This window comes from Streptomyces sp. NBC_01445, assembly GCF_035918235.1.
GTDB lineage: Bacteria > Actinomycetota > Actinomycetes > Streptomycetales > Streptomycetaceae > Streptomyces.
Map to the genome: position 1 here is coordinate 43960 of NZ_CP109485.1, position 21924 is coordinate 65883.

23 protein-coding genes and 1 pseudogene are annotated in these 21924 nt (G+C 69.8%); 10 read left to right on the plus strand and 14 right to left on the minus strand.

What is annotated here, in order from left to right:
* Window positions 1-465: 465 nt before the first annotated feature.
* Together OG574_RS00180 and OG574_RS00185 are read right to left on the minus strand one after the other, a co-directional pair.
* Window positions 466-3561 (minus strand): hypothetical protein, encoded by a 3096-nt coding sequence (locus tag OG574_RS00180; protein WP_326771259.1) that lies wholly within the window; start codon window positions 3559-3561, stop codon window positions 466-468.
* A complete protein-coding gene (locus OG574_RS00185) occupies window positions 3558-4403 on the minus strand; it encodes a hypothetical protein (RefSeq protein WP_326771260.1) in 846 nt (281 codons plus the stop codon). Before OG574_RS00185 ends, OG574_RS00180 begins: the two co-directional genes overlap by 4 nt.
* Window positions 4404-4620: 217 nt before the next feature.
* Here OG574_RS00185 and OG574_RS00190 point away from each other — a divergent pair, with 217 nt between their 5' ends.
* Window positions 4621-5139 (plus strand): Pycsar system effector family protein, encoded by a 519-nt coding sequence (locus OG574_RS00190; protein WP_326771261.1) that lies wholly within the window; start codon window positions 4621-4623, stop codon window positions 5137-5139.
* A gap of 12 nt (window positions 5140-5151) precedes the next feature.
* On the opposite strand, the gene OG574_RS00195 is transcribed toward OG574_RS00190, so the two are convergent.
* The 5 genes and pseudogenes from OG574_RS00195 to OG574_RS00215 all read right to left on the minus strand — a co-directional run bounded on the left by OG574_RS00195 (window position 5152) and on the right by OG574_RS00215 (window position 7100).
* Window positions 5152-5889, minus strand: a complete 738-nt coding sequence (locus OG574_RS00195) for a Crp/Fnr family transcriptional regulator (protein ID WP_326771262.1) — start codon at window positions 5887-5889, stop codon at window positions 5152-5154.
* A gap of 186 nt (window positions 5890-6075) precedes the next feature.
* On the minus strand, window positions 6076-6309 hold the full coding sequence (locus OG574_RS00200; protein ID WP_326778844.1) for a hypothetical protein: 234 nt from the start codon (window positions 6307-6309) through the stop codon (window positions 6076-6078).
* Window positions 6310-6333: 24 nt separating this feature from the next.
* A pseudogene (locus OG574_RS00205) lies at window positions 6334-6456 on the minus strand (hypothetical protein); the annotation flags it as partial.
* A gap of 26 nt (window positions 6457-6482) precedes the next feature.
* Complete coding sequence (locus OG574_RS00210; RefSeq protein ID WP_326771263.1) at window positions 6483-6605, minus strand: hypothetical protein; 123 nt, start codon at window positions 6603-6605, stop codon at window positions 6483-6485.
* 183 nt (window positions 6606-6788) lie between these two features.
* On the minus strand, window positions 6789-7100 hold the full coding sequence (locus OG574_RS00215; protein WP_326771264.1) for a helix-turn-helix domain-containing protein: 312 nt from the start codon (window positions 7098-7100) through the stop codon (window positions 6789-6791).
* A gap of 182 nt (window positions 7101-7282) precedes the next feature.
* On the opposite strand from OG574_RS00215, the gene OG574_RS00220 reads away from it, so the two are divergent.
* Complete coding sequence (locus tag OG574_RS00220) at window positions 7283-8365, plus strand: IS630 family transposase (RefSeq protein ID WP_326778316.1); 1083 nt, start codon at window positions 7283-7285, stop codon at window positions 8363-8365.
* 97 nt (window positions 8366-8462) lie between these two features.
* On the opposite strand, the gene murA is transcribed toward OG574_RS00220, so the two are convergent.
* The 7 genes from murA to OG574_RS00255 all read right to left on the minus strand — a co-directional run bounded on the left by murA (window position 8463) and on the right by OG574_RS00255 (window position 14485).
* Complete coding sequence (gene murA / locus OG574_RS00225) at window positions 8463-9809, minus strand: UDP-N-acetylglucosamine 1-carboxyvinyltransferase (RefSeq protein WP_326771265.1); 1347 nt, start codon at window positions 9807-9809, stop codon at window positions 8463-8465.
* Window positions 9810-9867: 58 nt separating this feature from the next.
* Window positions 9868-10662 (minus strand): class II aldolase/adducin family protein, encoded by a 795-nt coding sequence (locus OG574_RS00230; protein ID WP_326771266.1) that lies wholly within the window; start codon window positions 10660-10662, stop codon window positions 9868-9870.
* On the minus strand, window positions 10659-11369 hold the full coding sequence (locus OG574_RS00235; protein WP_326771267.1) for a hypothetical protein: 711 nt from the start codon (window positions 11367-11369) through the stop codon (window positions 10659-10661). Before OG574_RS00235 ends, OG574_RS00230 begins: the two co-directional genes overlap by 4 nt.
* Window positions 11366-12484 carry a glycosyltransferase family 4 protein gene (locus OG574_RS00240; protein WP_326771268.1) on the minus strand — a complete coding sequence of 373 codons (1119 nt, stop codon included), beginning with the start codon at window positions 12482-12484 and terminating at the stop codon, window positions 11366-11368. Before OG574_RS00240 ends, OG574_RS00235 begins: the two co-directional genes overlap by 4 nt.
* A gap of 545 nt (window positions 12485-13029) precedes the next feature.
* A complete protein-coding gene (locus OG574_RS00245; protein WP_326771269.1) occupies window positions 13030-13410 on the minus strand; it encodes a hypothetical protein in 381 nt (126 codons plus the stop codon).
* A 56-nt stretch (window positions 13411-13466) separates the two neighbouring features.
* Window positions 13467-13826, minus strand: a complete 360-nt coding sequence (locus tag OG574_RS00250) for an ATP-binding protein (RefSeq protein ID WP_326771270.1) — start codon at window positions 13824-13826, stop codon at window positions 13467-13469.
* A gap of 158 nt (window positions 13827-13984) precedes the next feature.
* Entirely contained in the window at window positions 13985-14485 is a 501-nt protein-coding gene (locus OG574_RS00255) for a hypothetical protein (protein ID WP_326771271.1), read from the minus strand.
* Window positions 14486-15389: 904 nt separating this feature from the next.
* On the opposite strand from OG574_RS00255, the gene OG574_RS00260 reads away from it, so the two are divergent.
* The 8 genes from OG574_RS00260 (at window position 15390) to OG574_RS00295 (ending at window position 21924) form a co-directional block, all read left to right on the plus strand.
* Entirely contained in the window at window positions 15390-16571 is a 1182-nt protein-coding gene (locus OG574_RS00260; RefSeq protein WP_326771272.1) for a helix-turn-helix domain-containing protein, read from the plus strand.
* Window positions 16568-17089: an NUDIX hydrolase gene (locus OG574_RS00265; RefSeq protein WP_326771273.1), complete on the plus strand. Its 522-nt coding sequence runs from the start codon at window positions 16568-16570 to the stop codon at window positions 17087-17089. Before OG574_RS00260 ends, OG574_RS00265 begins: the two co-directional genes overlap by 4 nt.
* A 1466-nt stretch (window positions 17090-18555) precedes the next feature.
* Window positions 18556-19335 (plus strand): hypothetical protein, encoded by a 780-nt coding sequence (locus OG574_RS00270; protein WP_326771274.1) that lies wholly within the window; start codon window positions 18556-18558, stop codon window positions 19333-19335.
* 120 nt (window positions 19336-19455) lie between these two features.
* Window positions 19456-19701 carry a hypothetical protein gene (locus OG574_RS00275; protein WP_326771275.1) on the plus strand — a complete coding sequence of 82 codons (246 nt, stop codon included), beginning with the start codon at window positions 19456-19458 and terminating at the stop codon, window positions 19699-19701.
* Complete coding sequence (locus OG574_RS00280; RefSeq protein ID WP_326771276.1) at window positions 19698-20768, plus strand: conjugal transfer protein; 1071 nt, start codon at window positions 19698-19700, stop codon at window positions 20766-20768. The genes OG574_RS00275 and OG574_RS00280 overlap by 4 nt, the downstream gene beginning before the upstream one ends.
* A gap of 12 nt (window positions 20769-20780) precedes the next feature.
* The gene (locus OG574_RS00285) at window positions 20781-21137 is read left to right on the plus strand and encodes a hypothetical protein (RefSeq protein ID WP_326771277.1); all 357 of its coding nucleotides are present in this window, start codon (window positions 20781-20783) and stop codon (window positions 21135-21137) included.
* Entirely contained in the window at window positions 21134-21703 is a 570-nt protein-coding gene (locus OG574_RS00290; RefSeq protein ID WP_326771278.1) for a phage holin family protein, read from the plus strand. The genes OG574_RS00285 and OG574_RS00290 overlap by 4 nt, the downstream gene beginning before the upstream one ends.
* On the plus strand, window positions 21700-21924 hold the full coding sequence (locus OG574_RS00295; RefSeq protein WP_326771279.1) for a hypothetical protein: 225 nt from the start codon (window positions 21700-21702) through the stop codon (window positions 21922-21924). Before OG574_RS00290 ends, OG574_RS00295 begins: the two co-directional genes overlap by 4 nt.

The window sequence follows — 21924 nt, forward strand, 5'->3', positions numbered from 1 at the left end:
TCATGTCCTTCTCCCGGCAGCCCAGCGCGCGCACCGCCAGCTCGAAACGGACCCGGTGGTCGGGGCGCGTGTACACCCACGCCCCCCACTCCTCGTCGCCGGCACCGTTGACGGTCCACCGGTAGCGCGGCAGCTCGCCGAGGGCCCGGTCGATGTCCTGGGAGAACGCGTCCGCCTCGGGGCCGTGGTGCGACACGCGGTCGGGGCCGTGGGCGATCCGGTGGAGGATCCCGTACCCGATCGCTCGTTCCCCGGGATCGTCGAGGGCCCCGACGAGCGTGCCCGCGCGGGCGAGGTCCTGTGGGGCGACGCACTCCGCGAAGCGCCGTACCACGCGGTCCAGGTGGCTGGTCGATTCGACGTCGACGGCGCGCACGATGTCCGCGGGCGTGCGGAAGAAGCGCTTGCGGACGCGCCCGGCCCAGTACTCGCTCAGGTTGAACCGGAGCTGGGCTCCCCCCAGGTTCAGCGCCTGCGAGGCGGCCCCGGGGGCATCGGCTGCGGTCGCGGATGCCCCGGCCGGCACCCGTGCGTACGTGGCGTAGCCGACCCTGCCCCCGCCGAGCGCGTCCGGGTTCTCCGCCTCCCTGAGCACGGCATCGAGGAGCGCGACCGCCTTGGCCATCTCCCCCGCTCGGCATGGATATGGCCGATCCCGGCGAGCACCGAGAGCCGGTCGAGCCCGAAGATCTCGCGCTTCGGGTCCTCGGTGGCGGCTATGGCCTTGTCCCGCCACGACCAGTCCGTGACGATCCACGCCGTCTCCCGCACGCTCCAGGCCATCTGCGCCGCCCGCCCGAGGTCGTGGGCCGCCATGCGGCGGACGGCCTCGGTCAGTTCGGCGTCCCAGCGGAGGCTGTGGATCGCGTCCACGGGCCTGCCCCGCTCGACGACCCGGGTGTGGATGAGACCCGCGGTGTTCATCACCTCGTCCGGATCCACTCGGCCGAGGGCCTCCTTGGCGTCGAAGTCCGCCCATTGCTGGTGGGGCATCCCCGCCAGATACCGGTCGACGCAGTCGCGGGCGCGCTCCGGCTCCCCCCAACGGGTCCAGAGGCGGGCGGCGTCGAGGAGGGGGAGGGCGTCCCCCTGCTCGAACCCGGTGTCGAGGCGCGCCAGCAGGCACCGCGCCGTGGTGCGGTCCACGTCCGCCAGCACGCGGGCCGCCGCGGGCAGTTGCCCGGGAAGCTCCTTGTGCTCACCCGCCGCGAAGACCTCCGCGCGGACCTCGGCGAGCAGCCGCCGCGCGGCCTCCGGCCGGTGTTCGCTCCATGCGGCAGCCAGCCGCGCCAGCGCCGTCAGCCGCACCGGCGGCCGGGCGTCCCGCAGCCCGCGCTCGGCGTCGCGCAGCAGCTCCGGCGCCGCTGCGCCGGCGCCAGCCCGCTCCGCGAGGTCCAGGTGGTCCGCCCAGTGCTCGCCGCTGATCCGGTCAACGAGGGCACGGGCCGCGGCCACGTCCGGTGTCGCGGCCGCGGCCGCGCGGAACACCTCATCCGGCTCCGTATCGGTGCGGAACTGCTGCCGCACGGTGTCCTGCGCGTACTGCCACAGGCGCAGCGCCCGCTCGAGGTCGTGCGGCGCCAGAAGCTTCGCGGCCCGCAGCGTCGCGCTGTGCGCGTCGTACTCGATGTCCCGGTCGGTGCCGCTTCTCGGCATGGTCAGCGCGCATTCGACCAGAAGATGCAGCAGTTCCGCGGTGGACGGCTCGCCGGGGCCGGGCCGTGCGTACCGCAGGATCTCCTCCACGGCCGTGATCCGCTGCTGCGACGGCGTGATCGCCGCGACCCGCTCCAGGGCCTCCCTGAGCCGGCCGGTACGGGCCAGCAGCCCGATCACCCGGGGCGGCAGCGCGTCACTGGACCGCGTGGCCCGCCGGCGGACGACGCCCAGGTAGGTCAGCGTGGATAACCCGGCCACGGAGCCGCGGTCCGCCAGCTGATGGGCGATGCGGTCGACCATGTCCTGGAAGCGGCCGTCGGACCCGAACTCGATCCTGGCGGCCCGTCGCAGTCCGGGGCAGACCACTTGGGCGGCGTCGTCGGACAGCGGTGGCCCGGACTTCAGGAGGTGCGCCACGAGGTGGGCCAGGCCGTAGCGGTCCATCGCCGGCCAGTCCACGTCCGCCCAGGTGGGCGCGGAATCCCGGTAGTGCTGTGTGATTCGCCGGTGCCAGGCGGCGGCGTCGACCCAGCACTCCGGGTGCTTCTCGCGGGTCTCGGGTGCGGTGAGGAATTCACCGATCGAGGTGTGGAAGAAGCCGATGCGGTGCTCGCGCCGGTCCAGCAGCCAGCGCAGGCTGCCCAGCACCTGCCGTACGAGCGCCTCGCGGAGAGGCGTCCCGGACAGGGCCGCGAGCTGCTCCTCCGTCAAGGTTTCCCTCGCCACGGTGAGCACGCCGATGAGCGGCAGCGCCACCGTGTCCCAGTCGTCCGGCGCCCCGGCCCTGCTGCCTGGCCACGAGGCGATGTCCTCGCGGACGAGTTCCAGGAAGAAGCCGTACAGGCCGACCAGGTTCCCGGGTATGTCGCTGAAGGTGAGCAGACGGTCGGCCAGCTCGTCGCTCCCTTCCGCGGCGGCCGCGTTCAGCGCGCGGGCGTACGTTGCCAGATAGAGGAAGTTCCCGGCCGCCCTGCGGACGGCGTGATGCTTGGTGTGGCCCACGAGCCGGCCCCGGGCCCGTTCCATGGCGACGACTGCGGGGTTCTCCAGGACGCGGTCCGCGTACTGGCGCAGATCGTCCCCCACCTGAGCGGATCCGGGGTCGATGACCACCTCGGTGAGGCGCTCCTCCCGGGCCGACCTGAGCAGCCGCAGTCCCGAATGCGGCCGGGACATCAAGACGATCCGGATATTCTCCGGCAGTTCGGGAGAGCGGGCCAGCCAGCGCAGCAGTCCGTCCCTGGGTGCCGCCAGGTCTTCGTCGGCGATCTCGTCCAGGGCGTCGAGCAGGATGACGATCCTGGCCTCGGGGGCCTGCTCGGCCAGCACCTGCGCGGGACCGATCAGCGCGAGGTGGGCGAGATTGTCCGGATCGAGGAGGCGGGGCTCCAACTGCGCCGTCCCGATCTCGATGCCGCTGACGGACCCGCCCACATCGCCGATCCGCTGCTGCACTTCCAGCGTCGCGGTGAGCTGGAACGGCGACACCTGCAAGTCGTCGATCTTGATGCCGACGACGCGCCCCTCGACCTTGACGGACTCGATGTGCTGCTCGATCACCACCGAGAGCCGATCCAGCGCGAAGATCTCCGGGTACACCCGGGCGAGTTGGTGCCCGATGGACAGCAGGAATGCCTGGATGTCCCCGCCGGTGAGCGCGGTGCGGCTGTCCCGCCGGAAGAAATAGCGCAGCCGGTCGGGGCGGGATCGCGCTATTCCGGCGAGCAGGCTGGTCTTGCCCGCGCCGGGCTCGCCGGTCACCAGCACGTACTGGCCGCGCTCCGACGCCAGGGCCCGCTCGATCTCCTCGGCCAGCCACGTGCGCTCGACGTAGTCCGTCCCCGTCCGGTCCCGGACCACGTCCTCGAATGCCTGGCCGGCCCGGCCGTGGTCGGTGGTCACTTCTCGCCTCCGGCGGTACGGATGTCCACCCCGATCACCGTGCCGCTGGGGGCCACCCGGCCGACCCTGGCGGTGCCCTCGAGGCTGCCCACGGCGCGGTCCGTACGCACCGAGACCGCCTCTCCCGCCACCTCGTCGACGCTGATGTCACCCCGGACCACGGCCGTCTCCCCGGCGGTGTCAGCCGTCTCTGCCCGCTTGCGTGGCCGGTCCGGTTCGAGGTCCAACTGCCGGGCATCGGCGTCCGGCAGCCAGATCCAGGCATCCCCTCGGTACTCCTTCTCCTCGACCCATACACGCCGCAACGCCTCCGGGGCGATGGTCGTATGCGCGTCCTGTACGACGTCCCGGAAGACGACCGCCGAGACCGCGACGGCCAGATCCGCGTCCGGCGCCTGGACCAGGGCGGTGCGCAGGGCGGCGCAGTCCAGGATGCGGCCCGTCTCCACCGGGGCCCGGCCGACGAACCCGTTGGCGGCAGGGGAGGCCGGGCCGAAGTGGACGGCGGCGCGGAGCCGGAGCCGGCTCTCCCGCACCCGGTCACGATTGAAGGCGCGCAGCCCCGCGTTCAGGGCGCGCATGAAGGTGTCGACCAGGGCCGGTTCGGAGGCCCCCTTGGGCAGCACGGCGAACACGGAGTCCCCGCCCTCCTGGGTCGCCCATCGTGCGCGCTCCAGCCCGGCGGTGTCGGCCGCCTCCGCTACCAGGCGCGTGATGCCCTCCTGGAGTTGACGCTGGGTCACCGCATCGGCCGCGCCGTACCCTTTCGCGTCGACCGCGAGCAGCAGGCGACGCGCGAACGCGGCCCGGTGATCTGGTGAGTGCGCACGATGTGCCGTCATAACACCTCTCAACTCTCCTGCGTAGCAATGGACTTGCCCCAGAGGGCTGCGTCGTACACGCAGCCCGTGCGGCCGCCGCTGCCACAGTCGTACGCCCTCGTCCCGGCACACACCCTGTAGAAGTAGGGGATCCCGGAAAGCCGTAGAAGGGACTGGTGCCGTCCCGGTCGCCGGCCGCTACTGGACGGGACGCACCGTCGCGGACCGAGGAGACGCCATGACACCTGTCGGGCCGGCAGCCGACCGTAGCCCCGAGCGGGACATGTTCACCGTGCTGCACGCGACCCACCAGCAGGCGGACACCAAAGCCGGCGTGCTGGCGGCGGCGCTGGCCGCGCTGGCCAGCACGGCGGGCGGGTGGAGCCGCCCCGCGGTGCTCCTGTGGGAGCGCGGTGGGGCGGCCGGGCTGCTCGCCGGAGGGCTGCTCGCCGCGTTCGTCTGCGGATTGGCTGGCGGCGCGGTGAGCCTGGCCGCGGCGTTGACCCCGCGCCTGCTGCGGGACCCGGGGGGCAACCGCTACAGCTTCCTCCAGCTGGCCGCCGCTTCCGACGAGCAGCCGGCGGATGCCGCGGATGCCCACGAAGCATCGGCAAGCGGGGAGTTGTCGCGTACGGTGCGGTTCCTCGCCCGGGTTGCCGTGCGCAAGCACCGCTGGCTGCGGGCCGGGGTGGCCTGCACCGCTGTCGTTGGCGTGGCCGCGGGCCTCGGCGCGACGTTGCTGCCGCCCTTGGTCTGACGGCCGTGCCGGCTACGGCTGCCCAGGCGCCAGGTCGGCGAGCAGCCTGAGCTGGGGCACATTCCGGATGGTGGTGGCCCGGTAACCCGTCTCCACCAAGCCCTCCTCGCGCAGGTCGCGCAGCACCTTGTGGATGGTCGTCTCGGCGGCGCCGACCAGGGTGGCCAGCTCCGGCTGCGTCAGCCGGCAGCCGATCACCACGCCGCCGTGTCCGGGCGAGCCGTACGCGGCCGCCAGCTCCACCAGCAGCCGGGCCAGCCGCACTTTCGTCGGGTAGCCATGGAAGTCGAGCCGACGCCGGTTCGCCCAGCGCAGCCGGTCGGCGACGAGGCCGGTCAGGGCAATGGAGATCTGCGGGCGGCGCAATAGCAGTCCGCGCAGTGCGCCACTCGGCAGCACCTGGGCCGTCAGGGGGCCGCAGGCGATGACGGTCGCGGAGCGGGGCGTGCCGGCCAGGGCGGCCATTTCGCCCACTGTGTCCCCGGCGGCCCGGACCGCAAGCAGGGAACTCTCGCCGTTCTCCACCGTCGCCGTGACCTTGGTGAGGCCGGACAGCAGCAGCAGCGCGTGCCGATCCCGCATCCCCTCCCGGAGCAGCACGCCCCCGGCCTCGATGCGCGTCCGGGTGCCCAAGTTCAGCAGCTCTGTCCGTTCCGGCTCCGGCAGCGTCCCCAGCAGGCTGCGCGCCGGCCACCCCTCGGACTCGATCCACTGGCCCATACCTGCCCCCACGGCTCTCAACGAGGTCATGCCCGTGCACGGGACCGATAGCCCCGCGTGGCACAACGTGTTCCTGGCTGCTGACCTTGCCGACTCCAAGGTGATCCGACAGCGGCAGGTCGCCAGCCCGGCGGAGCTTCGTCACGGAATCTACCTCCTTCCCGCCGGGCCGAGCCAAGTCTCATCCACCCGTGCCTGCTCAGGCCAGTGCCAGATTCACTTCCCCTCCTCCTGCAGCTTGAGCAAGTGGTCGAAGTTGCCAGCCCGGCGGACGAGTTCCTCATACGTGCCCGTCTCGCAAACGCGCCCCTGGCTGACGACGATGATCCGGTCGGTGAGGCGGGTGTTGGCCAGACAGTGGGCGATAGACACGGTCGCGCGTCCGACGGCGAGGGCCTTCAGCTGCTGGTAGATCCGGTGCTCGGTGAGGGCAGCGGTCGGCTCGTCCATCACGAGCACGGGAGCCTTCCGATGGAAGGTTCGCGCGACCGCGACGCGCTGCCACTGTCCGCCGGACACACCAGGAGTGGGCCAACGAGGTGTCCAGTCCGTTGGGCGGTCCCCGTTGGGTGCGCGCCAAGAAACTTTACCCAACATCAGCTGCCAGGCACGGAGTTTGACTGTCAGTGGCACGTGATACCCCTGAAGACATAACCCTCAATCTCGCGGGCGGCCTGCGTGTAGCTGCGGCCGGTGCGCTTCATTTCGGCACGGATCGCGTCTTTGCGCTGCTTGTCCTTGGTCATGACGGTCCTTCCACGGCATGCCCACGCCCATGCTGCAGCAGGGTCATCACGATCAGGCAAGGAGCTGCGCGATTCTCAGAACCTTGTCCATGTCCCGAGCGCGTGGGTGCTGTTCGGGCCGGACTGGCAGGCGCTTTCACTGCCGTGGTCGGCACGATAGCGCATCGCCGGGAGGGGGCGTGGTCAGTCTGCGTGGTCGTGCTGTATCCGCTCGCCCGCGTCGATGACTGTCCCGTGTGTCAGGGGTGCGTCTTCTGCTTCAGCCAATAGGCCGGACACGGTGCGCCCGTAGGCGGCGCACACCTTTGCCAGGCACGTCGTCGTTGGGTCGGTCACTGCCCGCTCGATCCGCGACAGCGTCGAGCGGCTCACGCCCGTGCGCCTCTCTAGGTCCTCCAGTGACCAGCCCTGAGCTGTCCGCAGGTCCACGAGTCGGCGCGCCAGGCGGGCTTGCATTCGCTCGATTCTCTCGGACTCCGCCGCGTCAACTCCCATGTCTTGCTTCCCGTTCGGGCTCAGTGCCGGCAGTCTGCTTGGGTCTCCAGGACGAAGGGCCGGTTCCCGCTGAACCTTGGCGACCGGTACGGGTCACCGCCTTCGCCGGCGCACTGACGACGATCTCTAGTGTTCCGAGTCAAGAATTCCGTGTGTATGTGTAGCCTTGTTCTATGGCGCGGATGGGGCGGCCGAAGGCCGAGTTGACTCTGTCGGATGAGGAGCGGGCTGCACTCGAGGGATGGGTGCGGCGTCGTTCCACGCCGCAGGCGTGGGCATTGCGGTGTCGGATCGTCCTGGCTTGTGCCGAAGGCACCTCCAACAAGGATGTGGCTACTCAACTCGGGTCCACACCACAGGCGGTGGGCCGCTGGCGGGCCCGGTTCGTGCAATATCGAATCGCAGGTCTGGGTGACATGCCACGTCCGGGTGGCCCCAGGACGGTGACGGACGACCAGGTCGCCGCGGTCGTCACCAAGACGCTGGAATCCACCCCGAAGAACGCGACGCACTGGTCGACGCGATCGATGGCGAAAGAGATGGGCCTGTCTCAGTCGTCGGTGTCCCGGATCTGGCGGGCGTTCGGCCTGCAGCCACATCGCTCGGAGACCTTCAAACTGTCAACCGATCCGTACTTCGTCGACAAGGTCCACGACGTCGTCGGTCTCTACCTGGACCCGCCCGAACGGGCGTTGGTGTTCTGCGTGGATGAGAAGTCGCAGATCCAGGCCCTGGACCGGTCCCAGCCGGTGCTGCCGATGATGCCCGGTGTTCCCGAGCGGACCACCCACGACTACGTCCGCGCCGGCACCACCACACTGGTCGCGGCTCTGGAGGTCGCCACCGGCAAGGTGATCGGCTCCCTGCACCGCAGGCACCGGGCCGAGGAGTTCAAGAAGTTCCTCGTCAAGCTCGACAAAGAGGTGCCTGGTGACCTGGATGTCCACCTCGTCTGTGACAACTACGCCACCCACAAGACACCCGCCATCAAGAAGTGGTTGCTGGCCCACCCCCGGTTCCACCTGCACTTCACACCAACCGGCTCGTCCTGGCTCAACCTCGTCGAGCGGTGGTTCGCCGAACTGACCAACAAACAGATACGGCGAGGTGTCCACAGATCCGTCCAGGCCCTCGAGAAGGACATCCGCAACTGGATCGCCACCTGGAACACCGACCCGAAGCCCTACGTCTGGACGAAGACCGCAGACGAAATCCTCGAACGCCTCGCCAGCTATCTGAATAGAATTCCTGACTCGGAACACTAGCGCCTGGAGATGTTGTTTCGATCTCGGCCGGCGAGGGACCCGTCCACAGTCGCGATGTGCTGCTCGGGGTCCCACGCGAGGACGACGTGAGAGTGCGTTAGATGGGCTGGGTGGTGATGCGGGCTCCGACCGCGGCCAGCTTGGCGACGGGCTGTTCGTAGCCGCGCTCCAGGTAGCGGGTTCCGGCGATGGTGCTCGTGCCGTCGGCGACGAGTGCGGCGAGGACGTAGCCGAAGCCGGCCCGCAGGTCTGGGATGACGAGGTCGGCGCCGTGCAGGCGTCGGGGGCCGCTGATCTTGGCGGTGTGCTGGAAGTCCCGCCCGTGGAAGCGGCAGGCGACCGCTCCCAGGCACCTGGTGGTGAGCTCCACCGAGGCGCCCATGGCGTTCAACTGCTCGGTGTAGCCGAAGCGGTCTTCGTAGATGGTTTCGTGGACGACGGAGGTGCCGGTGGCCTGGGTGAGCAGGACGGTGAGCGGCTGCTGCCAGTCCGTCATGAATCCGGGGTGGACGCCGGTTTCGACGTCGGTGGCGGTCAGGGGCCGGGCCCTCCAGAATTCCAGGCCGTCCTTGGTTTCGGCGAAGTCGCCGCCGATGTGCCGCAGGGTGTTGAGGTAGGTGACCAGGTGTTCCTGGCGTGCCCCGCGGACCTCGATGCGTCCGTCCGTTGCGATGGCGGCCGCGGCGAAGGAGGCGATCTCGATGCGGTCGGCGATGGTGGTGTGTTCGACGCCGCGTAGTTCGCGGACTCCCTCGACCATGATGGTGCGGTCGGTGTTGATCGTGATGAGGGCGCCCATTTTCTGGAGCATGAGGATCAGGTCCACGATCTCGGGCTCGACGGCCGCGTTGGAGATCACGGTGGTCCCGGAGGCGCGGACTGCCGCCAGGAGGAGGTTCTCGGTGGCGCCGACGGAGGGGAACGGCAGGTCGATGTGGGCGCCGGTGAGCCTGTCGACGTGGACCTTCACCGAGGTGGGGTGTTCCGCGATGTCGGCGCCCATCTGGCGCAGTCCCTCGAGGTGGAAGTCGATGGGGCGTTTGCCGATGGTGCAGCCGCCGGGCAGGGGGACGATCGTTTCGCCGCGACGGTGGAGCAAGGGGCCCATCATGAGGATCGGGATGCGGTTGACGCCGGAGTACATAGCGGACAGCGACGTTTCGCGTACTTCGGGGGTGTGCACGCGGACCGAGTGCTCGCCGAGCCAGGTCACTTGGGTGCCCAGTTCGGCGAGCATGCCGAGGACGAGGTCGACCTCCAGGATGCGGGGGACTCCGTGCAGCACGCACGGCTGGTCGGTCAGCAGGCCGGCCACGATCTGCTTCGTGACGGCGTTCTTCGCGCCCGATGCCGTGACGGAGCCCTCAAGCGGTACGCCACCCGTGATGCGGTAGGTGTGACGGTCGGCTGCCATGGGCTGCTCCAGCGCGCTGGCGATATTCATCTGACGGTATCCCTCACAGTGCTGTTCGGCGCTTATGGCGAAATGCCCGCCGCAAACATCACGCCGGAACCCGCCTCGTGCGATAGGACGATACCGGTGGGACGGTGGTTGCATCGGTCAGGGACAGCCGTTCGGCCTCGCGGTACAACCGGTTCGGGAAGATGACGCCCCCGGTCAGCGCGGCCTGCAGAACGGCGGTGCGGGCGCTCTCCTCCAGGCGCAGCATGAGGTCGGTGGTCTCCTCCAGTTGGCGGCCGACGGTGAATGCTCCGTGCCGGTAGAGGGTGAAGGCGAGCCCGTGGCGCTGCATCTCCTCGGCGCGCGGAGCGATGATTTCCTCCAGCTGGGGCCTGTAGTGCAGCAGGGTGACGGCGGCCACGTCGGGGCGTTGCACCATGCCCTGGGGCAGGTCCAGAGGTACCGGGTCGGCGAGGAAGTCCGCTTTGACGGCGCTGTCGTCGGCTTGGAGGCAGGGGATCTCACCGAAGGCGTCGGCCCGGTTGGTCACCGACGGGATCGGCAGGCCCAGGGAGGCGAAGGCGAGGGCGTAGGGCGCGTGCGTGTGCACGATCGCACCGGCGCGGGGCAGCATCCGGTACAGGTCCAGGTGCATGGGGGTGCCGGAGGCGCCCAGACCACCGGTCTGCTCGACAATCCGGCCGTCCGGGTCCAGCACGATGAAGTCGCGGATCGAGGCGTCCCAGCGGTCGAACGCGAGCCGCGTGCAGGACATGAGGATGTTGCCGTCCGGCAGGCGCACCGATACGGCCCCGCCGGCAGGGTTGAGCACCTCCCACGCCTTGAGGTCTTTCAGGGCAGCCAGGAGGTGCATGCGCTCGGTCTCGTGCTTCACGGGGCGGCTCCTTCGGTTCGAGGGGTGAGGTGGAATCCACCAGTGGGCGGGTGCAGGGTGCTGCCGGGCGGTATCCAGGCCGTGGGCACGGTGATCCCGGCGTGCAGAATCGAGTCGGCGCCCACGACGGTGCCGGGGCTGAGCACGACGTGGACGCCGGCGCGGACGCGGTCACCGACGAGGGCGCCCCACTTCGCCAAGCCGGTACTCATCCGGCCGCCGTCCGGCAGGCCGAATTCCACTGTCCGCGTTGGATGGAGCATGTCGGGGTTGGACAGCAGGCACGAGGCGGTCACCAGGCCGGTCGCGAAGTAGGCGTGCTGTCCGATGACGGAGCAGGAGATCGTCGCCCGGTGGGAGAGCACCGTGCCCGCTCCGATGACGCTGCGGGAGATCTCGCAGCCGTAGCCGATGTGGACACCTCCGGAGATCACGGTGCGGCCCCGCACCGTGGAGTACTCGTGAATCCTGGCTTCTGGACCGATCACCACGTCCGCGGCCACGTTGGCCAAGGGGGAGACGTAGGCGCTGGGGTGGATGCGCGGCTGATCGCCGAGGCTGGCGCACACCAGGTCGTACACCGCACCGGACACATCTCCGATCGCCGCGATCGGCTTGCCGTCGAGGACGTCCGCACCCCAGCCCTTCAAGTGCGGATCGTCCCCCAGGCGCAGCACCTGGCCGAGCAGGGGGCCGTCCTCGTTCATCGTGCCGCCGCCAGGGAACCCGGGAGGGGCTGCTGCCCCATGACCAGGTTCAGGAACTGGGCCGCGCAGCGCCCGGGGGTGTACCAGGCTTCGGCGAGGGCTCGGGCGGCACTTCCCATCGCGGCCAGCTCGTTGCGGTACATCACGGCGTCGGTGAGCGTGGCCACGAGGTCGTGCGGGTCGTGCGGGTCGTAGACCATGCCCGTCAGGCCGTCCACGACGAGCTCCGGGCTTGCCCCTGCGTCGGGAACGATGGACGGGATGCCCGCGCCGGCAGCGTCGATGACACACCGCCCGAATCCCTCCTGCAACGCGGCGGTCGCCAGCGCGTCGTACCCGGCTAAACGGTGTGGCAGGTTGTCGACGTACCCCATGAAGCGCACCGGCGCGCCCAAATCTCCTACCAGGTCTTGGAGTTCCTGGTGCTGGGAACCGGGCTCACCGAAGATGTCCAGCATCACGGCGGTGGACAGGCGTGGATCGGCGACGGCGCGCACCAGGACGTCCAGGCGCTTCCAGGGAACGGTTCGGGCGACCGCCGCAACCAGGAGCTTTCCGGTATTCGGCCGGCTGCGGGCCGGAATCCGAACGGGGACGGTGACGCCGTTAGGGATCGCGCTGACGAACCGCGCGCGTGGAGCGTGCTCGCGCAGGGCGGCGGCGGATGCCTGCGAGATGCCCACCCAGACCGGCACGGCGGACAGCACATCCCAGGCCATCTGTCCAATGCTGCGTTCGACCAGCTCGCCTGTGTGCGGGTCGATCACGCGGAGCGTCTGGTCCTGGCTGACGACGTGGCGCACCACGGGGATGACGCGCGCGTTCGGCGCGATCGTCACGTCGGCGGCGGCGGTGCGGTGGTTGGAGATCACCACGACGGGCTGACCGCCGGGCAGCGACGTCGCGCGGGCGAGGGCCTGCTGGTAGCCGTTCCAGTCGGTGACCTCGTGGACGTGTACGGGACCCGGGTTTTCGGCGGCTCGGCCGCCATGGCGCCACCACACGACCTCTACGTTGGGCACCAGGCGGGCAAGGTGCGTGGCGAGCTCGATGACCGAGTTCTCCGCTCCGCCGCGAGCGGTGGAGAGCCAGGTAATAACGACGTGGGGGACCACAGAGTTCCTCCTGATGGGAGTTGAGCCGCTGGTGGGTGCGGCCTGGCGGTGATCAGCTGTCGGTTCGCATGCTGGGGAAGCGGAGCTACATCAGGACCCGCGCCATCACAGCTCTGCCCTGCCGCATGGTGGCGCGGACGGTTTTGCCGTCGCCGTCGCCATCGCCGTCGCGGTTGACGAACCAGGTGAGCGCAGGGCGCCGGCCTGCCGAACGATCCAAAGGCCCCGCCCCAGTTCGCCACGGGACGCCCAGTGACGCGGAAGCAGACGCCGAGGGGCTGGGCGCTCTTCCCGTCGTCGCGGCCCCGTTGAACGCGTACCCGAATCCACCCGTCAGTTCCGTGCGAGTCTGCGGGGGGACGGTAGGCATCCCGAGGTTGGTCATGGTTCCTCCGTGATCCGTTGAGGCAGTTGTGGAACGGCCCGGCAATGGGGTTCTCGCGCGCCGGGGTTGGGCCCTGCCCGATGGCCGGGGCCGAAGTCATCCGGGCCACCGGGCAGAGATCTATGGGGTGTGCCGCGAGGACGGCACGGCAGGGCCTGCCTCATGGCGGGCTCTCTCCGTCGGGGTCGAAGGCGCCGGGCGTGGCTGCCAGGACGAACTGGACGCTGCCGTCGCAGACGACGAGCGAGTAGGTGATCCCGCGAGCGAGTTGTGCGCGCGCCCGTTGGTGCTCGGCGTGGTCTTGGATCCATGCGCGCACTGGTCGGGCCAGTTGGTCATCGAGCTGGTCGGCAACGTGTCCGGCTCGCCATCCGATCCAGGCCAGGGCCTGCTCAGTTGTCCAGCAGGCCTGTCCGCCCAGCCAGAGCATGCGGCCATCGGAGAGGTGAGCGGCGGCATCGCACCAGAAGGAACCGCGCACCGGCGCTTGGGGAGGTTGCCGGTCATGGATTTTCTGCGGCGGGGTCTGGTCCACGACCATGGTCAGGTCCGCCCGCGGCGCGAGGAGGGCAGGTGCGTGGGGAGCCTGCCGCCGCGTCACAGCGCGCCTGCCGTCTGCTCAGGGAGAGCGACCGCGGCCTCAACTTGGGTCCCGTCGGCGAGCGGTGTGGACTCCCATCGGGTGGCCAGGGCCTCGACGAGGGCCAGGCCTCGTCCGTGCTCCTCCTCGGGGCGCGCTCTTCGTGCGATGGGTGTCCCGGACAGTCCCTGGTCGGTGACGGTCACGATGGCCTCAGTGGCGGTGACGGACACAGTGATCTCGATGGTCCGACTCGCTGTGTGGACCATCGCGTTGGTGACGAGCTCACTGACGATGAGGCGCAGGGCCTCGACGATGTCGTCGTCGATCTGCCACTCCCGCAGAGCATGGACCGTGTGTGCGCGGGCGTGAGCCACGCTGAAACGGGAGCCTCCGGGTAAGGCCAGCCTGCGCTGGAAAGGAGGACAAGGGCCAGCCACAGGGCGGGCAGTGGACAGACCTGGCAGGTTGACCGGCTTGATGTCACGGCGTGGTACTCGCGCGGCGGAGTCGTAGCACGGAGAAGGAGTCGGTTTCATGCGAGGCGCGTCCCTCCCGAGCGTGCCGGGCGCGCGAGGGCGAACCAAGGCGACGCCAGCTTGACCAGTGCGCTGGTGATGGCCTCGCACAAGACGTCGCTGTCGGTGGTGGCCGGCCTCTCGGGGCCGGGGGCGCAGATCCAAGTGCGACCGCCCGTGCGGCGGCGGCAGGCGGCCGTGACGTCCGGTGCAGGGCACCGCATCACGGCGTCCTCGACGCAGTTTGTACCTGGCAGCGCGGGCCAGGTAGCTCCCGTGCCCGCTGCGACGACGATCTCAGCCGTAAAGCGGGCCCGGTTGGCCAGGACCGGCCCCAGCGGCGTTCCGCTCGCTTCAAGAACAGCCAGAGCCGCCACCGCCACGGAGCCACTGACCCGTAACACCTCCGCACCCGTGATGCGGACGGTGCCGCAGCGGCCCAACAGCCAGGCCCGCTTGAGCCACTCCCCCGGTTCGGCGCCCGGCGTCCAGCTCTCAGCCCTCCCGAAGGCGGGCATCACCGCGCGCCCCCAACAGATTGAGGACAGTTGGGGCAGACGCGCACCGCGTAGCCGAGTAATCCACGCAACTTGACGTAAGCGAATCCACCGGGCTGCAGGTTCTTCGAACTCCCGCAGCCTGCACAGGCGTTGCCTCGAATCCATTCCCAGTCCTCGGCCGGCGTGGCCAGGCCGTCGTGCTCGCGGGCGCGAACGTCGCCTGACGTACCTGACCCAGGCCTTTTGATCGGCGGCTCGGTCTTGCAATAGATGCGCACAGCGGCTAGCCGAGTGGGCGGGTCGCTCGCCTGTAGATGCGGGGCGAGTTCTTGCCTCAGGGTGAAGGAGACGTGCTCGACGAATGCGATCCGGGTCCCAAAGAGCGGCTCCGTCCTCACTGGGGCACCCCCGGCACGCCGTACAGTCCGGCGCAGTTCTCACAGGCGTGCAGCTCCGCCTCATCTCGGAGCAGCGGAATCGGGTGCCGGTCGGAGGCCCAGTCCGAGCACAAGGCGCACGAGCGTCCATCACGCTGAGCCGTGCTGAGCTGCAACGCGTGGATGTTCGGCGCATCGACGAGCACTCTCGGGGCGGGGCTCTGCTGGGTAGTGCTGTTCGGTGTGGTCATCGCGGCCTCACACTCGCGGAATCTGGATGGCCCCGGCCCACTTGTCTCAGGGGAGAAACCTGCGGGCGGGACTGCCGCCCTGGGCGGCTGACATTCAGTCAACGCGCAGACGAGACCGAAGAAGACTCCGCACGGTGACTCCAAGACGGAGTCACGCCGCGCCGCTTGGGCATAGCATCGACTCACCGCTACTCGGGGGAGTTGCCAATGCACCAACGGTCACCAGACCCGCGCGCGATCATGGCCGGGCTACTCAGTGATGAGCGGCTGCTCCGCGCCTGTGCAGAACGTGACATGGGCACCGTCTTCCGGCTCCTCAACAACCGGGGCGTCAGCACTCGCCAGATCGCCGGCGACGCCGGTATCACCCAAGGGCGGCTGTACGACTACATGAACGGCAAGAGCCGGGTGGAGAAGCTGACGGTGTTCGAGCAATTCGCCGACGCTTTCCACATCCCCGGTCACCTGCTGGGGCTGGCCCGCCGTGCCTGGGAGCCCGCGCCGACCGCACCGGAGCACCAGCGCGCCGACCATCCGCCGCCGGACGGCGACGATCTCGCCGCCATGGACCACTTCCGCAGTGCCGACCGGCAGACCGGCGGCGGCCGCCTCTACGGGGCCGTGGTGCGACACCTGTCGGACCGCGTAGCGCTTCGGCTCGTCAGCACCGACAGCGGGCCCCAAGTCTTCGCCGCCGCTGCGGCGTTAACCGAAATGGCCGGGTGGATGGCCCACGACTCCGGGCAGGACACCCGTGCCGGCCGCCACTTCGCCCGCGCCCTGCCACTGGCGCGTACCTCGGGTGATCTTCCGCTCGCCGCCCATGTGGCAGCGTCCAGCAGCCACCTTGCCCTTCAGTCCGGCGACCCGGCGGCGGCCGTGCAGTGGGCTCGCACCGGCCTCGACCTCGCCGCGCAGGGCCCCAGGATTCCGGCGCTGACCGCGCGACTTCACACCATGCAGGCCCGCGCTCTGGCCGCAGCCTCGCAGCACACTCCAGCCGCCCGCGCCCTCGAAGCGGCCCGGCGCGACCTAGAGGGAGCCCCCGACGCCGCGCACCCCTGGCTGAGCCCATTCGACGCTGCCGCTCTCGCAAGCGAGTCGGCGCTGATCTTGCGCGACCTCGAGCGACTCGACGAGGCGCTGACACAAGCCGAGCAAGCCGTCGCGCTGCGCGCCCAGGCCGGGCGGGCGCGATCGCTCGCCCTCAGCCAGATCACTGTGGTGGACATCCAGGTACGCCGCGGAGAGCTGGACGCAGCCGTGCACACCGCACATGTGCTGCTGACCACGAGCCCGACCATGGCATCGGTTCGGGTCGTCCAGCAGCTTGACGAGCTCCGTCGTCTGCTGGAGCACCACAAGAGATATCCACCGGTACGGGAATACCTAGTTCGCTTCGACGAAGCACGCAGAGCGAGAATGCTGCTCCTAGCTGATCTCATCGCTCCGCAATCGGGAGGCATCCCGGCATGAGGCCCACCACCCCTACCCCTGCCGATCCTGAAGCGTGGAACGCCTACCTCGCAGAGGGAAACGCCAAGCAGGCCCGCAAGCGCGTGGCCGCCGACGTGCTGTTGAGAGATACAGCCGGACGCGTACTCCTGGTGAACCCGACCTACAAGCCAGGGTGGGACCTGCCCGGAGGGATGGCAGAAGCGAACGAGCCACCCGAGGACGCGGTGGGCCGGGAGCTGATCGAAGAACTCGGGCTAAGAATCACCGTGCACGGGCTGCTGGTGGTCGACTGGGTCGCCCCACACGGGCCTTGGGATGATCAAATCGCGTTCATCTTTAACGGCGGCACGCTCGCCCAAGACCAGACCGACCGGCTGACCCCGCAGGACGACGAGCTCGCCGAAGCGGCGTTCTTCACACCGGACGCCGCCCGCCGCCAGCTCAGCGACCGCATCCGGCCCAGGTTCACAGCGGCCCTAGACGCCATCGCGGACAGGCACGCCCGCTACCTCCGCAACGGCGAACCCATGGCATAGCTCCCTCGCTCATCCACTCCCGAACGCGGTGGCCACAACCGTTTCCCTACACCCCGAACTTCGCCGTCATGCTCCGCCAGCTGACAGGCGCGACTGCCGGGTAACGGTTCCGCCGTCCACAAGGTGATCGTCGCAGAGCAGGCCCGGCGTTCAAGCCCCACCTCGAGACAAGGAAGAGCATCCTCTCTTGGCGCACAAGAGAGGTGTCGGCATCGACGCGAAGTACCCCGTGACGCCCCGACCTGCGAAAACGCCCCCACGGTGCATCAGGGGTGGACTGCCATTGGGCAACCTGGAAAGCAACTTGGAAGGCAACCCGGAACGCAAGCTGAAAAGCAACCTGTAGGGCAACCCGCCACCGAGCACCGCCGCCGCAGTGGTGACGCCGTTCGATGCAGACAAGACTGCGTCGTGAGGGCGTGGATGGCGATGTGGACCGGCATCGGAACGGGCAGCTCGTCCGGCCACCTCGTACACCACCGTCTTGAGCGCCATCTCCTTCAGCGCGGTCTCCAGCAGTGGCGGGGCGTCGCGGGTGGCGTCGAACTCGACGATCAGCAGCCCGCCGCTTGCACGCGGACAACTGTGCCTCTTTACACCGCTACGCGGTGCGTGGGGCCCAACTGCCCGGTGCGCTGCGCCCGGCCAGTACCCGGCGCCATGGCGTACGCCCATCGCATCGGAGCTGTCTGAACTGCCGCCCCGTTACAGGCGCCCGCTTCGGCGAAAGCCGTGCCGCTCAGCGCGTCCTGGGGAGAGCTCGGAGTTCGGCTGTAGGTGCGCAGCAGCGCGCCCCCGAAGCCCGTGCAGCGGGCGTGTGCTCGTACGCACCCGGTGGAACCGGGTCGGCAACGTGTTCCACGGCCGGCACCGTTCCACAGGGGTGGAACGCTGTGAGCTGCGATTTTCCAGCGTGGGTCACTGTTTGGGGCATAGCTGACTGTGCTGCGCAACGCGCGTGACTGCGTCCGTTGCACGGGGTGGAACTGCTCAGGCTGCAGCGGTAATGCGCACTGCGTTCCACCCTCAAGCACGGCTCCAGACAGTGCCCCGTGCGGGCGCCCGTTCCACCTGCTCGGGTGGAGGGGGAACACGCCCCGTCGACCGGCCGCGCTCCACTGCGGTCTCGCTCCCTCAGACCACAGGGCGCGGACGGATGCCTGCCTCACCTCTGAGACCGGATCCCCGGCCTCCCCCGCCCTGTCCGTCTCGCGCTCCCTGACGGCGCATCGCCTGAATCGTGGCACGTTCCCCGCACCCGACCAGGTCGGGCGGCTGCGCGAAGGGAGCGTCGGGTGCCTTGCGGTGCGCGGGTCACCGCGTTTCTGGGTGGGTCACTCTTTGGGCAAGCACCTGACCTGCACATTCGGGTAGTTGGGGTATTCGGCGGGGCATTGGGGCTGAGGAGAGTCCACGACACGCACTTGAAAAGGGGTCGTGTCGTGGGAGCTACGCAGCGGGTTTTCGTGGGACTGGACGTGGAGTGGGCGCTGGTGTGCGCCACCCCGGCGAACGGCGCCCTCGTGCGCGGCTGGATCGAGGAGGCCGGCGTCGCCGCGGCCGGCGACCTGTCGCAGGAGCTGCGCGAGCTCGTCGCCTACCTCGCCGATCGGCGCGACGCCGCGTTCAGCGACCGATGGCTCATCGCTCTGCTCGAGCGCGCCGCAGGCGAGGGACAACAAGCGCAGCTGGCCGCGCGCGTCATCGTGCAGGCGATGGTGCCTGGCATGGTGCGCCTGACGCAGTCGCTGCTCACCCCGCGGCGCGACTTCGACGACGTGGCGCAGGTGGTGGTCGGCTGCCTGTACGTCGTCGCGCGGACCTTCCCGCTGCGCCGCCGTGCGAAGGTCGCCGCGAACGTGATGCTGGAGACGCTGCACCACGCGACCCGGGAGCTTGGCTCGGACGAGGCGCGCGAGGTTCGTCTCGATGTTCTGTGGGACGTTGCGGCCTCCGACGACGATGTCGCCGACCGGGTCGCGCAGGACCTGCTGATCGAGCGGGGCCAGGCCCAACAGGTCGCCGACACGGCGGAATTGGATGGCGCCGAGGGCGAGCTGGTGGCGCTGCTGGCGTGGGGCGTCGATCACGGGTCTTTGCCACTGCAGCAGGCCCGCTCGGTCGTGAGCATGGTCCGCGAAGAAGCCGAGCGCACGGGTGCTGCGACGCCAGCCGCGCGCAAGCGCCGCTCGCGAGCGGTCAGATGGCTTGGGCCGGTGGCGGCCGAGTGGGTGCGCGCCGCGTGATGCGAAGCGTGGAAATTGGTGCGCCCCTGGCGGTCACGTTTTGCGGGGTGCGGCTCCTTGGGGTGTGTACGGCGGCGAAAGGTCTGCCGAACACTCCGACTTGAGGGAGGAGCCGTGGCGATGACGCACACGGCGAAGGCGTCAGCCGAGTGGGCAGATCTGGACCTACTCGCCGCGGCGCGGGGCCGGGTCCAGCGGCTGGTCGCTCTGCTGGAGACGCTGCCGTTCACGGAACAGACCGCTCGGATCGCGCGCGAGTACCTGACCGAGGCAGGCCCGGCGCGCGAGGCGTTCGACCGCTTCGCGCAGCTAGATACGGCCGAGCAGCAGCGGCAGCTGCTTCTGTGGCAGAGGGCGGCATCGTGACGCGCCGCCGAAGGGAGCGTGCCCGGCAGTCCGGCGCCGACGTCGCAGTGGACCAGGAACTGGACGAGCAGAGCGGTTGGTGGACCTCGCCGTCGACCGGGTCGGTCGCGGTGGCAACCAACGTCGTGCGGCGCCTGGTGTGGGCCCTGCTGATCTCCGGCCCGCTGCTGGGCGGCTGGGCAATCGTGTCGCAGCCGGCCGCGGGCGCTCACCCCGCCCCTGCCATGCAGTCCTCCAGCGGCGACACGGCGGGGCCCGGCGGGTTCGCGGAGATGTACGTCGCCGCGTTCCTCCGCGCCGGCGAAGGATCACAGGGCGAACTCGCCGCCTTCTACCCGCGGGCCGAAGACCTGGAACTGGGCGGCAAGCCCGACGCGGTACAGGTCGGCCAGATCGCCGCGGTGCGCATAACGGAGGTCGCTTCGGGACGGTACTGGTCGGTGACGGTCGCCGCCCGAGTCCTGGAGCCCGCGGCCAAGAACACGGCGAACTCCACCGCGAGACAGCAGCCGCTGATCCGCATGCGGTTCTTCCAAGTGCCCGTCGAGGCGGACCGGGACGGCGGCCCGCTGGCCGCGCTCGCGCTGCCCGCCGAGATCTCCGCCCCCACCGGCAGCGCGCCGAAGGCGAAGCTCGCGTACGGCACGCCGCTACCGGCCCAGGCCGCCGACCCGGCCGTGGACACGCTGTCCGCCTTCTTCGCCGCCTACCTGTCCGGCAGAGGGGAGTTGGGGCGCTACGTCTCGCCCGGTACCCACCTCTCACCGGTCAGACCCGCCCCGTACCGGTCGGCAACCGTCACGCAGGTCGCCATCGAGGCCGCTTTCCAGGACAGCGACGGCGACGGACGGATCGGTGCCCCGGCGGGCCGGGAGCGGCTGCGCCTGGCGGTCGACATCAAGGCCGCCCGCCCCGACGGCATCGCGCGGCCGCTGTCATACGCGCTCACCCTGGCCGGCCGCGATGGCCGATGGGAGGTCGCCGCCCTGGACCCGACCCCCAAAGTCACCCTCCCCGACCTGCCCTCAACGTCGACGGCCTCGCCGTCCACCTCCCCTGCTCAGTAAGGAGAAGCCCTCATGTACTCCACTCCGTTGGCCGCGGTCGGCATCATCGACGACTTCACCGGCATGGGAAAAGACCTCAAGACCCTGCTCACTGTGGTCGTCCTCGGCATCATCTACGTGGGCAGTATCGGTGCGACCTGGGCCGCGACCCGCTCCATGCTCAAGGCCTTCGTCGCCGCCGTGGGCGGAGCGATCGTGATGGGTGTCATCGCCTCCCAGACGGTGCTCAGCAACAAGACGGCCGAAGAGCTGAAGAAGGACCACACCGTCGGCCAGGGCGAGGCGGTCGTCCGCGTGATCGCCGCTCCCGAGCCCATCGTGTTCACCGCTTCGACTGCGGGCCGTGTGCATCTGGGTCGGGACGCATGAGCTCCGCAGCCGAGGAGGATCTCGTCGGCCGCTGCTACACCAAGGCCCGCCGCCACCCGAGCATGATCGGCCAGTGGGAGGGACGCCGGCTGTGGGGCGGCCCGTACAGCGTGCCGCAGTTCATCACCATGGGCGTCGTCTTCGCGGTCATGATCGTCGCTCTGGTCGCCGTGCCCAGTCTGTGGTCGACGTTTGGGCTCTTCAACCTCGTCGCCCTGGCCCTGGTCCCTTATCTCGCCTCGTTGCTGGTGCGCCGCCTGCACATCGACGGCCGGCACCCGTTCGCGGCGTTGGCGAGCGCGGCGGGCCTGGTGGCAGGCGGGCAGCGGCCCCGGCTCGGTGGCCGGCAGCTGCGGCGGATCACCACGCAGCCGCTGCAGGGCACCGTCACCCTCACCGCGCAGGCACCAAAGCGGCGCGCGGCCGCATCTGCTGTGCCCTCGGAGATGCACGTCCTCGTACGACGCCCGTCGCGGCGCGCGACCACCACGCCCGTAGGTACCGCCTCCACCGCGCTCGCCCAGCTCGCGACCCACCGCTCAAGCGCTTCGAGGGAGCAGCGATGAACACCCCCGAACTCACCCCTGGGCCAGACAAGGCCGTGCACGTCGTGCGCGACGAGTGCTGGGAACTGATGAACCGGCCCCCGGAATTCACCACCGCCCAGGCCGTCTTCCCCGGTCTGCTCGCGCGCGGCAGGAGCCTGCCGATGCGCCTGCACCTTGCCCTTCTGCAGTCGGGCCGCGTTCTCGGGCAGTCGGCTCCGCAGCGCGAGGAGGGGGAGTAG